This window comes from Microbacterium sp. 67-17, assembly GCF_001898325.1.
GTDB lineage: Bacteria > Actinomycetota > Actinomycetes > Actinomycetales > Microbacteriaceae > Microbacterium > Microbacterium schleiferi.
Window position 1 is genome coordinate 388,213 of the sequence record NZ_MKTR01000024.1, and the last position, 13,549, is coordinate 401,761.

The 13,549-nt window shown below is 66.7% G+C and carries 13 protein-coding genes; all 13 read left to right on the plus strand.

The features are described from left to right. The first annotated feature begins 25 nt into the window (after positions 1-25). The 13 genes from dapA (at position 26) to dapF (ending at position 13,549) form a co-directional block, all read left to right on the plus strand. The gene (gene dapA, locus BGO47_RS11545; RefSeq protein WP_292712067.1) at positions 26-1,003 is read left to right on the plus strand and encodes a 4-hydroxy-tetrahydrodipicolinate synthase; all 978 of its coding nucleotides are present in this window, start codon (positions 26-28) and stop codon (positions 1,001-1,003) included. A gap of 23 nt (positions 1,004-1,026) precedes the next feature. Then, the gene (locus tag BGO47_RS11550) at positions 1,027-2,703 is read left to right on the plus strand and encodes a ribonuclease J (protein WP_292712069.1); all 1,677 of its coding nucleotides are present in this window, start codon (positions 1,027-1,029) and stop codon (positions 2,701-2,703) included. A 54-nt stretch (positions 2,704-2,757) separates the two neighbouring features. After that, the gene (locus tag BGO47_RS11555; RefSeq protein ID WP_292712071.1) at positions 2,758-3,252 is read left to right on the plus strand and encodes a GNAT family N-acetyltransferase; all 495 of its coding nucleotides are present in this window, start codon (positions 2,758-2,760) and stop codon (positions 3,250-3,252) included. Between the two features lie 195 nt (positions 3,253-3,447). Continuing rightward, positions 3,448-6,114: a DNA translocase FtsK gene (locus tag BGO47_RS11560; protein ID WP_292712073.1), complete on the plus strand. Its 2,667-nt coding sequence runs from the start codon at positions 3,448-3,450 to the stop codon at positions 6,112-6,114. Positions 6,115-6,163: 49 nt separating this feature from the next. Continuing rightward, positions 6,164-6,754: a CDP-diacylglycerol--glycerol-3-phosphate 3-phosphatidyltransferase gene (gene pgsA, locus BGO47_RS11565; RefSeq protein ID WP_292712075.1), complete on the plus strand. Its 591-nt coding sequence runs from the start codon at positions 6,164-6,166 to the stop codon at positions 6,752-6,754. Next, a complete protein-coding gene (locus BGO47_RS11570; protein WP_292712077.1) occupies positions 6,751-7,242 on the plus strand; it encodes a CinA family protein in 492 nt (163 codons plus the stop codon). The genes pgsA and BGO47_RS11570 overlap by 4 nt, the downstream gene beginning before the upstream one ends. A 178-nt stretch (positions 7,243-7,420) precedes the next feature. Next, positions 7,421-7,729, plus strand: coding sequence for a helix-turn-helix transcriptional regulator (locus BGO47_RS11575; protein ID WP_195693428.1), 309 nt, complete (start codon positions 7,421-7,423; stop codon positions 7,727-7,729). Between the two features lie 17 nt (positions 7,730-7,746). Next, positions 7,747-7,968 carry a DUF3046 domain-containing protein gene (locus BGO47_RS11580; protein ID WP_292712080.1) on the plus strand — a complete coding sequence of 74 codons (222 nt, stop codon included), beginning with the start codon at positions 7,747-7,749 and terminating at the stop codon, positions 7,966-7,968. Positions 7,969-8,228: 260 nt separating this feature from the next. After that, positions 8,229-9,278, plus strand: coding sequence for a recombinase RecA (gene recA / locus BGO47_RS11585; protein WP_292712082.1), 1,050 nt, complete (start codon positions 8,229-8,231; stop codon positions 9,276-9,278). A gap of 5 nt (positions 9,279-9,283) precedes the next feature. After that, positions 9,284-10,003: a regulatory protein RecX gene (locus BGO47_RS11590; protein ID WP_292712084.1), complete on the plus strand. Its 720-nt coding sequence runs from the start codon at positions 9,284-9,286 to the stop codon at positions 10,001-10,003. Between the two features lie 115 nt (positions 10,004-10,118). Beyond that, complete coding sequence (miaB, locus tag BGO47_RS11595; protein WP_292712086.1) at positions 10,119-11,666, plus strand: tRNA (N6-isopentenyl adenosine(37)-C2)-methylthiotransferase MiaB; 1,548 nt, start codon at positions 10,119-10,121, stop codon at positions 11,664-11,666. 45 nt (positions 11,667-11,711) lie between these two features. Next, complete coding sequence (gene miaA / locus BGO47_RS11600; protein WP_292712160.1) at positions 11,712-12,626, plus strand: tRNA (adenosine(37)-N6)-dimethylallyltransferase MiaA; 915 nt, start codon at positions 11,712-11,714, stop codon at positions 12,624-12,626. A 50-nt stretch (positions 12,627-12,676) separates the two neighbouring features. Beyond that, a complete protein-coding gene (gene dapF / locus BGO47_RS11605) occupies positions 12,677-13,549 on the plus strand; it encodes a diaminopimelate epimerase (RefSeq protein WP_292712088.1) in 873 nt (290 codons plus the stop codon).

Consider the following 13,549-nt stretch of genomic DNA (forward strand, 5'->3'; position numbering starts at 1 on the left):
GATGCTGAACCGATAGCCTGAACCCATGACGCACTCGACAAACCCGTTCGGGCAGGTGCTCGTCGCGCTGGTCACTCCCATGACCGCCGATGGCGAGGTCGACTGGCCCGCCGTCGAGAAGCACATCGACGATGTGATCGGCGCCGGGGCCGACGGCATCGTCGTGACGGGAACTACGGGGGAGACCTCGACCCTGACTGACGCCGAGAAGATTCGCCTCGTCGAGGTCGGCAAGGATGTCGCGGCAGGCCGTGCCGCCATCATCACGGGCGGCGGCTCCAACGAGACCGCCCACGCGATCGAGCTCTATAAGGCCAGCGAGAAGGTCGGCGCTGACGGCATCATGATCGTCACGCCCTACTACAACAAGCCGACTCAGGCCGGCATCCTGACCCACTTCCGCCTGGTCGCCGACGCCACGGACCTCCCCGTCATCCTCTACGACATCCCGGGCCGCACCGGAGTTCCGATCCAGTACGAGACGATCCTGCGGCTTGCCAAGCACCCGAACATCCTCGCGATCAAAGACGCCAAGGGCGATTTCAGCGAGGTGAGCCGCGTGCTCAACCAGACCGACCTCCTGTACTTCTCCGGCGACGACGCGAACGTGCTGCCGCACCTGTCGATCGGTGCGACGGGCCTGATCGGGGTGACCGCCAATATTGCCGCGCAGCCCTATCGGGTGATCGTGGATGCCGTCAATGCCGGGGACCTCGCCGTTGCAACCGCCGCCCACCGTCAGCTCGAACCGCTCGTGCGGGCCGTCATGACCCACGTTCCCGGCACCGTCTCGGCCAAGTACATCCTCCACGGGCTCGGCCGCATCACCAGCCCCCGCGTGCGCCTGCCGCTGGTGGGCCCGGAGGAGTGGGAAGCCGCCAAGATCGAGGACGAACTCGCCCTCGTTTCAGGTGTTCCCGGTGTCGATTTCTCGAACTTCCGCCCCGACCGCAACGCCGCCGCCGGCGGTGCCCTGCCCAAGGTCTCGGGCACCACGCGCTGATTCCCAGCGCCGATAGGAGTCGCATGTCCAACGCTGTTCTCGCCCCGCCTCCGCTCGAATCGGGGACGCTGCGCGTCATCCCGCTCGGGGGTCTCGGCGAGGTCGGCCGCAACATGACGATCTTCGAGTTCGACGGCAAGATCCTCGTCCTCGACTGCGGTGTGCTCTTCCCCGAGGAGCATCAGCCGGGAGTGGATCTGATCCTCCCCGACTTCGAACCGCTCAAGGCGCGCCTCGACGACATCGTCGGTATCGTGCTCACGCACGGCCATGAGGACCACATCGGCGCCGTTCCGTACCTGCTGAAGCTCAAGGGTGATCTGCCGCTGATCGGCTCGGGGCTGACCCTTGCCCTCACGGAAGCCAAGCTCAAGGAGCACCGCCTGCGTCCGTACACCCTCACGGTGAAGGAGGGGCAGGTCGAGCGTCTCGGCCCGTTCGAGCTCGAGTTCGTGGCGGTCAATCACTCGATCCCCGACGCGCTCGCGGTTGCCATCCGAACCGATGCGGGAACGGTGCTCGCCACCGGTGATTTCAAGATGGACCAGCTCCCGCTGGATGGCAGGCTCACCGACCTCCGGGCGTTCTCGCGCCTGGGCGAAGCCGGAGTCGACCTCTTCCTCGTCGACTCCACCAATGCCGACGTGCCGGGATTCACGTCCCTCGAGAAGGAGATCGGTCCGGTCCTCGACCAGGTCATCGGCAAAGCACCGCGCCGCGTCATCGTCGCGAGCTTTTCCAGCCACGTCCACCGCGTTCAGCAGGTGATGGATGCCGCAGCAGCCCACGGACGCCGCTTGGCGCTGCTCGGTCGCAGCATGGTACGCAACATGACGATCGCTGAAGACCTCGGCTACCTGCACGTGCCCGATGGGCTGCTCATCGACTACAAGAAGGCCCGTAACCTCCCCGACGAGCAGATCGTCTATATGTCGACCGGATCGCAGGGCGAGCCGATGGCGGTTCTGTCGCGGATGGCGAACCTCGACCACGAGATCGAGCCGGGCCCCGGCGACACCGTCATCCTCGCTTCGAGCCTGATCCCCGGCAACGAGAACGCCGTCTACCGCGTCATCGACGGGCTCACCAAGCTCGGGGCGAACGTCGTCCACAAGGCCAATGCCAAGGTCCACGTGTCGGGGCATGCGGCGGCGGGGGAGCTGCTCTACTGCTACAACATCTTGAAGCCTCGAAACGTGCTCCCCGTCCACGGTGAGTACCGGCACCTGATGGCCAATGCTCAGCTGGCGCAGCAGACCGGCGTCCCGGCCGAGAACACGATCGTCGCCGAGAACGGGTCGGTCATCGACCTGCGCGACGGTGTCGCGCGCAACGTCGGTCAGCTCGATCTCGGGTTCGTCTACGTCGACGGATCAAGCGTTGGTGAGATCACCGACGCCGACCTCAAGGACCGTCGCATTCTGGGCGAAGAGGGCTTCATCTCGGTGATCGTCGTCGTGGATGCCGCGACCGGCCGCATCATTTCCGGACCCGAGGTCCACGCGCGAGGCTTTGCGGAGGACGCGGCAGTTTTCGAGAGTGTGAAGCCCAAGATCGCTGCAGCGCTCGCCGAAGCCGCGCAGTCCGGTGTGCGAGACAACCACGCGCTCTCACAGGTCGTGCGCCGAACGATCGGCCGGTGGGTAAACCAGTCCCTGCGTCGTCGGCCGATGATCGTACCGCTGGTCATCGAGGCCTGAGCTGCGCCGCCGGCCGGCGGATGCTCGACCCGTCGCGCTCGCTACAATCACGGCATGCCCGCCAGCTTCAGCATCCGCCCCGCAACGGCTGCCGATGGCGCGTTCCTGGGTGACATGGTCGTCGAGGCAGCCAACTGGTCGCCGGGACGCTCGCGCCCGCGATATGAGGTGCTGACCGCCCCCGAGCACGGCAGGTACGTCTCGGGCTGGATGCGCCCCGGGGATGCCGGGTTCGTCGCGTCAGATCCGCAGGGGGAGCCGATCGGAGCGGCCTGGTATCGGATGTTCCCGCGGTCCGACCCCGGCTTCGGTTATGTCGGCACGGGTGTTCCCGAGCTGATCATCGGGGTACGGCCCATTTGGCGGGCACACGGGGTCGGCCGCGCACTCCTGCGTTCACTGTCAGACAACGCCCGCGCCGAGGGCTTCGCGCGGCTGAGTCTGAGCGTGGAGCGTGGCAACTTCGCGGCGGTCTTCTACCGCACAGAGGGTTTTGCGGTCGTCCAGAGCGGCTTCGGCCGCGACACCATGGTCAAGCGCCTGCGCTGACGGGAGCATCCGTCTACGCCCAGACAGCGAGAATCCGATCCGGCGCCCGGGGAGGCGCCGCCCGAGCGAATTCTCGGCGCCCGATCGAATTCTCGGCGAAAGGGCGACGGCTGCGCTTGTCGATGGATACGGGCGGATGCCGACAGGCCGCGTCGTTCCGGGGATTTGTCGGCGGTCGCACCTACCGTGGAGGTCATGCCGAGGAGTAGCACCAAGACCTCGACCTCTGGTCGTGCGCCCGCCAAGGGTTCGCGTTCGCGCGCGTCAGCGCCGGCGCCCAAGCGGTACGTCGGTGACGAGGAGCGTCCCGCACTGATCGTGCGGATGTGGATGGGCCTGGCCCATGCGACCGGCGGGATGTTCCGCGCGTTCGGTCCCGAGACCCTCGAGAAAGACCAGCGCCGCGACGGATTCCCCTTCTTCCTCGTGCTCCTGGCAATCGCCGGTGCGGTCGTGGAGTGGTTCTTCATTGGGTCGGATGTCGGTGAGACGATCTCGGCCTATTCGGTCGGCGCGCTTGTCGGACGCGTCGCGTTCGTGCTGCCGGTCCTGCTCGTGATCCTCGCTGGCTGGCTGTTTCGTCATCCGGCATCCGTTCACGACAACGGCAGGATCGGAATCGGTTTCGGCCTCATCATCCTGGTCATCGCGGCCTTCGCGCACGTCTACGGCGGCCGCCCGCAGCCGCGTGACGGCCTGCCCGCGCTCAGTGCCGCGGGAGGCGTCTTCGGCTGGATGCTGGGGGAGCCGCTCGCTCTGGGGCTGACCTCGATCGGTGCCGGCGTCGTGCTGAGCCTGCTCGGCATTCTCAGCATCCTGATCCTCACCAAGACGCCCCCCAACCGCATCGGCAGGCGTCTGGGTGACCTCTACGCCTGGATGTTCGGCGCCGACCGCGCCACGGGCCCTGCCGAGTCGGCCGATACCGACGAGACCGAGTCTGCCGAGCGTACGTCCTTGCCATGGTGGCGCCGGAACAGCTCGGGGCGCGAGCAGGATCCCGATGGCGGCATGTCGACGGAGGACTTCCTCACCGAACTCCTTCCGCCGGGGCCGCCCGAGGGAGGGTTCGACCAGGCTTTCGCTGCTGTCGCGTCGGATGCGCCGGCGCCCGATGCGCTTACCGAGGTCATCGATCCGGCCGTCCTCGACGGCGCGAAGAAGGCGGTTGGCGCGTCGCGTACGGGGCTCCAGGATGACGATGCCGATGACGAGGATGCCGCGTTGCCCGGCGTGATCGGCATTGGCAGCGATGCGACCCGGTCCGCTCCGACCGCGCCGTACCGTCTCCCGTCCGTGAACAATCTTTCGGCGGGAACTCCCGCGAAGGCGCGCTCCGAGGCCAACGACGCCGTGGTCCGAGCCATCACGAGCGTCTTCGAGGAGTTCTCGATCAACGCGCGGGTGACGGGGTTCTCCCGCGGACCGACAGTCACGCAGTACGAGATCGAGCTCGGCCCCGGCGTGAAGGTCGAGCGCATCACGGCGCTCACCAACAACATCGCTTACGCCGTCGCATCCAACGAGGTTCGTATCCTCGCGCCGATCCCCGGCAAGAGCGCGATCGGGGTCGAGATCCCCAACACCGACCGTGAGATCGTCACGCTCGGTGACGTCCTGCGTTCGGCTGCTGCCACCGGGTCCACGCATCCGATGACGATCGGGGTGGGCAAGGACGTCGGCGGTGGATTCGTCATCGCGAACCTCGCCAAGATGCCCCACCTTCTCGTGGCAGGCTCCACGGGCTCTGGTAAGTCGAGCTTCGTGAACTCGATGATCACGAGCCTGCTGATGCGGGCCAAGCCGTCCGAGGTACGGATGGTCCTCATCGACCCCAAGCGGGTCGAGCTGACCTCGTACGCTGGCGTGCCGCATCTGATCACGCCCATCATCACGAACCCCAAGAAGGCTGCAGAAGCTCTTCAGTGGGTCGTGAAAGAGATGGACATGCGTTACGACGACCTCGCGTCGTTCGGGTTCCGCCACATCGACGACTTCAACCGTGCCGTCGTTGCCGGGGAGGTGAAGCTTCCACCGGGCAGCGAGCGGGTGCTCAAGCCCTACCCCTACCTCTTGGTCGTGGTCGATGAGCTCGCCGACCTCATGATGGTCGCCCCGCGCGATGTCGAAGACTCGATCGTGCGCATCACGCAGCTGGCGCGAGCGAGCGGCATCCACCTGGTACTGGCGACCCAGAGACCCTCGGTCGACGTCGTCACGGGCCTCATCAAGGCCAACGTCCCCTCGCGTCTCGCGTTCGCGGTGACCAGCGTCACCGACTCTCGAGTCATCCTGGATCAGCCCGGGGCTGACCGCCTGATCGGCCAAGGTGATGGTCTCTTCCTGCCGATGGGGGCCTCCAAGGCTCTTCGCGTGCAGGGCGCATGGGTGAGTGAGTCCGAGATCGAGAAGGTCGTCGCTCATGTCACCGGGCAGGCGCGGCCCGAGTATCGGTCGGACGTTCAGGCGGCGGCCGAGAAGAAAGAAGTGGATGCCGACATCGGCGACGACCTCGAGCTGCTGCTGGCTGCGGCAGAACTCGTCGTTTCGACGCAGTTCGGCTCGACCTCGATGCTCCAGCGCAAGCTCCGCGTGGGATTCGCGAAGGCGGGTCGCCTGATGGATCTGCTCGAGTCGCGCGAGATCGTCGGTCCCTCCGAAGGGTCGAAGGCGCGCGATGTACTTGTCACGGCCGAGCAGCTCCCGGACGTGCTTGCGCGTCTGCGCGGCGAGGACGCGCCGAGTGCGGCATCCGAGGACCCGTACGGTCCCGATGCGGTCGATGGGCAGTTCGCCGGGTACGAGGTCGTCGACGGTGACGAGGGCAGCGAGGATGCTTGGGGGCTGACCGGTCGCGACTGACCGGTCAGGTCCTGAGAGCGGCGCAGGCCTCGCGCAGTAGGCTCGGCCCATGGCGATTCCGCGGCAGCTGCCCAACGCGATCACGATCGTGCGTATTCTCATGGCGCCGGTCTTCCTTTGGATGCTGTTGGCTGACGGGGGATCGTATGGCGCGCTCCGGTGGTGGGCTGCGGTGATCTTCATCGTCGCCATCGCCACGGACGGGATCGACGGTTATCTTGCCCGCAAGTACGAGATCGTCACCGACCTCGGCAAGCTCCTGGACCCGATCGCCGACAAGGTGCTCACCGGGTTCGCGTTCATCGGACTGTCGATCCTCGGTGAGTTGCCCTGGTGGATCACAATCGTGGTCCTGATTCGCGAGGTGGGAATCACGATCTATCGGTTCATCGTCGTGAACGATCACGTGCTGGCTGCGGCGTGGATGGGAAAGCTCAAGACGGTCGCGCAGGCTGTTGCGCTCTCGCTTGCCCTGCTGCCGCTGTGGACCCTCGTCGGCGAGTGGATCTTCTGGGTCAACGGTGTGGCGATGACGATTGCCGTCATCCTGACCATCGCGAGCGGGATCGACTATGTCGTCACTGAAGTCCGAGCCGCTCGCGCGCGGCGCGGTGAGGCGGCGCACTCGGCAGAATCATGACGTCCGGCCTCTCCGCGGATGCGTCAGAGATTCTCGAGACGCTTCGCTCCCGCGGCTGGCGGCTGGGTGTTGCTGAGTCGTTGACCGGGGGTGCACTCGCTTCGGCGGTCGTGTCGGTCCCGGGGGCATCGGATGTCTTGCGCGGCGGCATCGTCGCGTACGCCACCGATCTGAAGGCAAGCCTGCTCGGGGTGGATGCCGCGCTCCTGCAGCGCGAGGGTGCGGTGCACCCCGAGGTTGCGATTCAGATGGCCCGCGGCATCCGGGTAGCCACCGCTGACGCCGGCGCGCTCACCGAGGTCGGGGTGGCGACGACCGGCGTCGCCGGACCCGACCCGCAGGACGGAGCACCGGTCGGACGCGTTTACGTTGCCGTGGTAACACCGGAGCGTGAGGCGGTCACCGAGCTTCAGCTCGCCGGTGACCGGGCGGCGATTCGTGCGGAAGCGGTCGCGGCAGCCCTCGAGATGCTGCGCGTTTCGCTCTGAGCGAGCGCGGGTCGCAAGCGGGAACACACGATGTTTCGGATGCGTTACTTTCGGTGATTCCCACCCATTCCCCAGAAGGCAGCATTAGTGTGACCTACATCGGTGTTGTACTGTTGTCCACCCGCGACACCAGCGGAATCACCACCAACAGAAGCAGTCAGTGAGGAGGGGACCCGAGATGGTACTGGTACGTCAAGAGATCGGCGAAGTCCTGCGTGACTTCCGCCAGCAGAAGGGTCGCACCCTCCGTCAGGTCGCCAGCCGCGCAAGCGTCGCGCTCGGTTACTTGAGCGAAGTGGAGCGCGGCCAGAAGGAAGCCTCGAGCGAGATCCTCGCCTCGGTCGCCGAAGCGCTCGATGTGCCTATCTCGACAATCATGCGCGAGGTTGGTGACCGCCTCGCGGTGCTCGAGGGCCTGCAGACCTTCCCCGATGTCGTCCCCGACGAGCTTGTCGCGTCGATGGACGCCGAGCTCTCGCTGCGCTGACCAGCGCCGCGATCTGCATGCGTCGTAGCGAGTTCGACCGCGCCGTAACCGACGAGTTCGGTGCGCAGTCAGCCGCACTTCTGGCGGACCTCGTTCTGGCTGGCGTCGGTGGGCGCACGGCAACCGAGGCGCTCACGGCTGGTGTTCCGCCGCGGGATGTGTGGCTTGCCCTGTGCGCGGAGACCGACGTGCCCGCACAGCGCCGGTATGGCGTCGGTCGCCTCGAACCTCGCCGCTGATGCGGCGGCGTGTCGTCGAAGATCTGTTCGATGACCGCGTAGTCTCCTGCACAAGTGGAGTCGAGAAGGCGTTCCCTCACGACACGCGGACCGACCGGCAGCAATGTCGGAGCCCCCGCGTACCGTGAGCAGCGTCGAACGACACCACACGCCTTGTCGGGCTGCTGCTCATCCGAGTAACGGCGCGACAGCCTACAGGCGGCCGATCCTCCGGAGCCGGACAGACCGACGACGGACCGAGTGCTGAAGGAGCACACGCCATGCCCACACCCGCAGACCGCGAGAAGGCGCTCGATTCAGCGCTCGCGCAGATTGACCGCCAGTTCGGAAAGGGCTCGGTGATGCGACTGGGCAGCGACGAGCGCGCGCCGGTCGAGGTCATCCCCACAGGCTCCATCGCCCTGGACGTCGCGCTCGGCGTCGGCGGCCTGCCGCGCGGCCGCATCATCGAGATCTACGGTCCGGAGTCCTCGGGTAAGACGACTCTCACCCTCCACGCGATCGCCAACGTCCAGAAGGCTGGTGGCATCGCCGCGTTCATTGACGCTGAGCACGCGCTCGATCCCGACTACGCACAGAAGCTCGGCGTCGACATCGATCAGCTTCTCGTCTCACAGCCCGACACGGGAGAGCAGGCGCTGGAGATCGCCGACATGCTGATCCGCTCGGGAGCCATCGATCTCGTGGTCATCGACTCGGTTGCTGCGCTCGTGCCCAAGGCCGAGATCGAGGGCGAGATGGGTGACTCCCACGTCGGTCTGCAGGCTCGCCTCATGTCCCAGGCGCTGCGCAAACTCACCGGTGGTCTGAACCAGACCAAGACCACGGCGATCTTCATCAACCAGCTGCGCGAGAAGATCGGTGTGTTCTTCGGCTCACCCGAGACCACGGCCGGTGGAAAGGCGCTGAAGTTCTATGCGTCGGTGCGCCTGGACATCCGTCGGATCGAGACGCTGAAGGACGGCACGGATGCTGTCGGTAACCGCACGCGCGTCAAGGTCGTCAAGAACAAGATGGCGCCGCCGTTCAAGCAGGCCGAGTTCGACATCCTCTACGGCACGGGCATTTCTCGCGAGGGCAGCCTCATCGACTTCGGTGTGGAGCACGGCATCGTGAAGAAGTCCGGAGCCTGGTACACCTACGACGGCGAGCAGCTGGGGCAGGGCAAGGAGAACGCGAGGTCTTTCCTGCTCAAGCACGAAGACATCGCTGCCGACATCGAGACCAAGATCAAAGAGAAGCTTGGCATCGGCGGAGCAAAGCCCGCGGGTGATGTCGAAGACGAGCTCGCCAAGCGGCGCCCGGCCTGATCATGATGCGTGAGACCGGGGGTGAGCAGTCGCTCGCTCCCGTCATCCCGCTGTTCGGTGACGGGGCCTTCTCTCGCGGCCCAGCTGCCCGCGACGCAGTCTCCAGCGATGAAGATCTCTTCGGCGAAGACCGCGGTGAAGCTTGTGCGGAACTGTCCGCAGGCACGTGGCATTCGACGTGGGTCGATGACGACGATCTCGCTGAGGATGATGACGACTCCTACTTCGCCGACCCATACGGGGAATCTCGTGCGTCGTCGGCCGTCACCCGTGCTGCGCTCGATCGACTGATCATGCGGCTGCGCCGGCGCGGACTGTCGGAGGCGGAAGCCACCGATGAGCTGGTCGCCGACGGCGTTGAGAAGGTCGTCGCAGAGGTGCTCGTGGCCGAACTCGTGGGAAAGAGATGGCTCGGTGATGCCGACCTCGCAGAGCAGCTCGTGTACACCGCGGTCACCAGGCGTCGCGAAGGACGGCGAGCAATCGCCCAGCTGCTGGCCAAGCGCCGCATTCCCCGTTACGTCGCCGATGCGGCGCTGGCAACGCTTCCTGATGACGACGCCGAACGGGCTCTCGAGTTCGCACGACAGAAGGCCGGTGGCTACCGTGGCGTGGCCGTCGACGTCGCGATCCGGCGCCTCGTCGGTCAGCTACAGCGACGCGGTTACCCACCGGGGGTGGCGATGACCGCGGCACGGCTTGCGTTGGCTGACCCGCGCGACTGAGACCGACCCCTCGGATCCACCGGGCTGCGCGGGTATCTGCGGCTCGCTCTCACTGATACCGAGCGGACGCGCACTCGGCCAGTACCCCGGAGCGGCTCGTAGAATGGCAGGCACTATGACCACCCCCTCCGCTTCGCCGACGTTCATCGCGCCGTCGCCCGCAGCCGTGTCACCCACGGGAGCGGCGCGTACCTACGAGGTGCGCACGTTCGGCTGCCAGATGAACGTCCATGACTCCGAGCGACTCTCCGGGTCGCTCGAGAGCGCTGGTTACGTGCGCGCGGCCGCCGGTGACGAAGCCGACATCGTCGTCATCAACACCTGCGCGGTCCGTGACAATGCTGCGGGCAAGCTCTACGGCACCCTCGGCCACCTCAAGTCCCGCAAAGACAAGCGCGAGGGAATGCAGATCGCGGTCGGCGGATGCCTCGCGCAGATGGACAAGGAGCGAGTCCTCGAGAAGGCGCCGTGGGTGGACGTTGTCTTCGGCACGCACAATATGGGTTCACTGCCGACTCTGCTCGAGCGTGCGCGACACAACGAGGAAGCAGAACTCGAGATCCTCGAGTCGCTCGAGATCTTCCCCTCGACTCTTCCCACCAAGCGCGACAGCGCGGCGTCGGGGTGGGTTTCGATCTCGGTCGGGTGCAACAACACGTGCACGTTCTGCATCGTCCCGAGCCTTCGTGGCAAGGAAAAGGATCGGCGCCCCGGCGACATCCTGAACGAGATCCGCCTGCTCGTCGACGACGGGGCGATCGAAGTCACTCTCCTCGGACAGAACGTGAACTCCTACGGTGTCGAGTTCGGCGACCGGCAGGCCTTCGGCAAGCTGTTGCGTGCCGCGGGGGAGATCGAGGGCCTCGAGCGCATTCGTTTCACCAGCCCGCACCCCGCTGCGTTCACCGATGATGTGATCGACGCGATGGCCGAGACGCCGTCGGTGATGCCGCAGTTGCACATGCCGCTCCAGTCGGGAAGCGACCGGATCCTGCGAGCCATGCGCCGCTCGTATCGCAGCGACAGATTCCTCGGCATCCTCGACCGTGTGCGTGAGCGCATTCCGCATGCAGCGATCTCGACCGACATCATCGTCGGTTTCCCGGGCGAAACTGACGAGGACTTCGAAGACACGATGCGTGTCGTCGAACGCGCCCGGTTCGCCAGTGCCTTCACTTTCCAGTACTCGATTCGCGAAGGAACCCCGGCAGCGACGATGGCCGACCAGGTGCCGAAGGCGGTCGTGCAAGAGCGTTACAACCGGCTCATCGAACTCCAAGAACGAATCAGCCTCGAAGAGAACCAGGCTCAAGTGGGCCGGGAGCTCGATGTGCTCGTTTCGACGGGTGAGGGCAAGAAGGATGCCGAAACCCGGCGCCTGACGGGCCGCGCCGAAGACAACCGGCTCGTGCATTTCGAGGTCCCCGAGGGCTCGGACGTCCCGCGGCCCGGCGATGTCGTGACGGTAGCGGTGACCCATGCTGCGCCGTTCCATCTGCTTGCCGATGCCCCCGAGGGTGGACGACTTCGGGTCCGCCGCACGCGCGCAGGGGATGCGTGGGATCGGTCGCTCGCCGAGTCGTGCGCCGTACCGACCCCGTCCGCGACCGGTGAGCGCCGTGCGGTCTCGCTGGGTGTGCCCTCGATCCGTGTGAGCGCGTGACGCCAGCACGCGTGGGGATGGGCCGGCATGGGCGCCCGCGCTGACATGACGGCGGAGCCGACGCTGTGGGTCATCGTCGGGGCGACGGGAACCGGCAAGAGCGAGACCTCGCTCGCCCTGGCTGAGGAGCTGACGCGGCGTGGGCGGCGCGCAGAGATCATCAACGCCGACGCCATGCAGCTGTACCGCGGCATGGACATCGGAACGGCCAAGCTCCCCGAGGCGGAGCGGAGGGGCATCCCGCACCACCTCTTCGACGTACTCGATGTGACCGAAGAGGCGGCTGTCGCGGCTTATCAGCCCGCAGCACGCGCGGCGATCGCTCAGATCCAGGCGCGCGGCGCTGAAGCGATCCTCGTCGGGGGATCAGGGCTCTACGTCTCCAGCGTCATCTACGACTTCCGGTTCCCCCCGCGCGACCCCGCGCGCCGAGCTGCGCTGGAGGCCGAGGCGGCGGAGAGAGGCGTCGGTGTCCTCGTCGATCGCCTCCGCACCCTCGACCCCGAGACCGCCGCAAGGATCGATCCGGCGAACGAACGGCGGGTGATCCGCGCTCTCGAGGTCATCGAATCGGGAAGCGCCGGCCACGGCGCGGCGCTGCCCGATCGACCCGTGACGTGGCATCCGCGAACGTGGATCCTCGGGCGACGGATGCTGAGAGAGGACCTTGTCGCTCGCCTCGACGCCCGTGTCGAGCGGATGTGGGCCGACGGGCTCCTCGACGAAGTGGAATCGCTCCGTGCCGCCGGGATCGAACGCGGGGTCACCGCGCGCCGCGCCATCGGCTACGCCCAGGCGCTGGGCCAGCTTGCGGGAGAGCTCTCGCAGGCGGAGGCAATAGCGCAGACTCAGGCCCTCACGCGCCGGTACGCCCGTCGCCAGGTGTCGTGGTTCCGGAGATACGCCGGTGTGCACTGGCTTGAACCTCACGACGACGCCACGCGGATGCTGGACGTGTGACGGGATCACCCCGGGGCGAGCATGCGCCGGTGCGCTTCTAGACTGAAGGCATGTCGATCCCCATCTCCTTCACCAAGGGCCACGGCACGGGCAACGACTTCGTCATCGTGCCCGACGCCGACGGGGACCTCGACCTCTCCGACGACCAGGTGGCGGCGCTGTGCGACCGACGTTTCGGGGTCGGCGCCGACGGGCTGCTGCGGGTCGTCCGTGCCGCGGCGATCCCCGAGGGCGCTGCGGCCACCGCCGCCGGCGTGGAGTGGTTCATGGACTACCGGAACGCAGACGGGTCGGCTGCGGAGATGTGCGGGAACGGCATCCGTGTCTTCGTGCGGTACCTCACCGCGGTCGGCTGGGCGGATGCCGCAGCGGGCCCGGTCCTGGTGGGCACCCGCGCCGGCATCAAGCCCGTGACGGTCCATGAGCGCGGGTTCGAAGTGGATCTCGGCGCCTTCCAGATCGATGAGTCCGAGGTTTTGGTTCGAGCTCGGCATCTCGACGTAGCGCGGCCCGGGATCGGGGTGGATGTCGGCAATCCGCATGTCGTGGTGGCCCTCCCCACAGCCGATGAGCTTGCCGGCATCGATCTCACCCGCGTTCCACAGCTCGAGCCGGCTCCCGTCGCGGGTGCCAACGTCGAGTTCGTTGTGCCGAACGATCCTCTGGTCCAGGGCGGCACGGGGGGCCTCCGCATGCGCGTCTTCGAACGCGGCGTCGGTGAAACACTTTCGTGCGGCACGGGGGTCGCTGCGGCTGCCCTCGCGGTGCGTCACTGGGCCGGCGCTGCAGCGCCCGATGCCTGGCAGGTCGGTGTGCCCGGCGGCGAGCTCGGGGTTCGCGTGGCATCCGTGGATGATGTCTCGCACGTCTTCCTCGCGGGGCCCGCCACCCTCGTGTTCTCCGGCGAGATGGCTCTGGCCTGA

Coding starts and splice junctions, on each gene's coding strand:
- dapA (WP_292712067.1), top strand. CDS start 26: ATGACGCACTCGACAAACCCGTTCGGGCAGGTGCTCGTCGCGCTGGTC.
- BGO47_RS11550 (WP_292712069.1), top strand. CDS start 1,027: ATGTCCAACGCTGTTCTCGCCCCGCCTCCGCTCGAATCGGGGACGCTG.
- BGO47_RS11555 (WP_292712071.1), top strand. CDS start 2,758: ATGCCCGCCAGCTTCAGCATCCGCCCCGCAACGGCTGCCGATGGCGCG.
- BGO47_RS11560 (WP_292712073.1), top strand. CDS start 3,448: ATGCCGAGGAGTAGCACCAAGACCTCGACCTCTGGTCGTGCGCCCGCC.
- pgsA (WP_292712075.1), top strand. CDS start 6,164: ATGGCGATTCCGCGGCAGCTGCCCAACGCGATCACGATCGTGCGTATT.
- BGO47_RS11570 (WP_292712077.1), top strand. CDS start 6,751: ATGACGTCCGGCCTCTCCGCGGATGCGTCAGAGATTCTCGAGACGCTT.
- BGO47_RS11575 (WP_195693428.1), top strand. CDS start 7,421: ATGGTACTGGTACGTCAAGAGATCGGCGAAGTCCTGCGTGACTTCCGC.
- BGO47_RS11580 (WP_292712080.1), top strand. CDS start 7,747: ATGCGTCGTAGCGAGTTCGACCGCGCCGTAACCGACGAGTTCGGTGCG.
- recA (WP_292712082.1), top strand. CDS start 8,229: ATGCCCACACCCGCAGACCGCGAGAAGGCGCTCGATTCAGCGCTCGCG.
- BGO47_RS11590 (WP_292712084.1), top strand. CDS start 9,284: ATGCGTGAGACCGGGGGTGAGCAGTCGCTCGCTCCCGTCATCCCGCTG.
- miaB (WP_292712086.1), top strand. CDS start 10,119: ATGACCACCCCCTCCGCTTCGCCGACGTTCATCGCGCCGTCGCCCGCA.
- miaA (WP_292712160.1), top strand. CDS start 11,712: ATGACGGCGGAGCCGACGCTGTGGGTCATCGTCGGGGCGACGGGAACC.
- dapF (WP_292712088.1), top strand. CDS start 12,677: ATGTCGATCCCCATCTCCTTCACCAAGGGCCACGGCACGGGCAACGAC.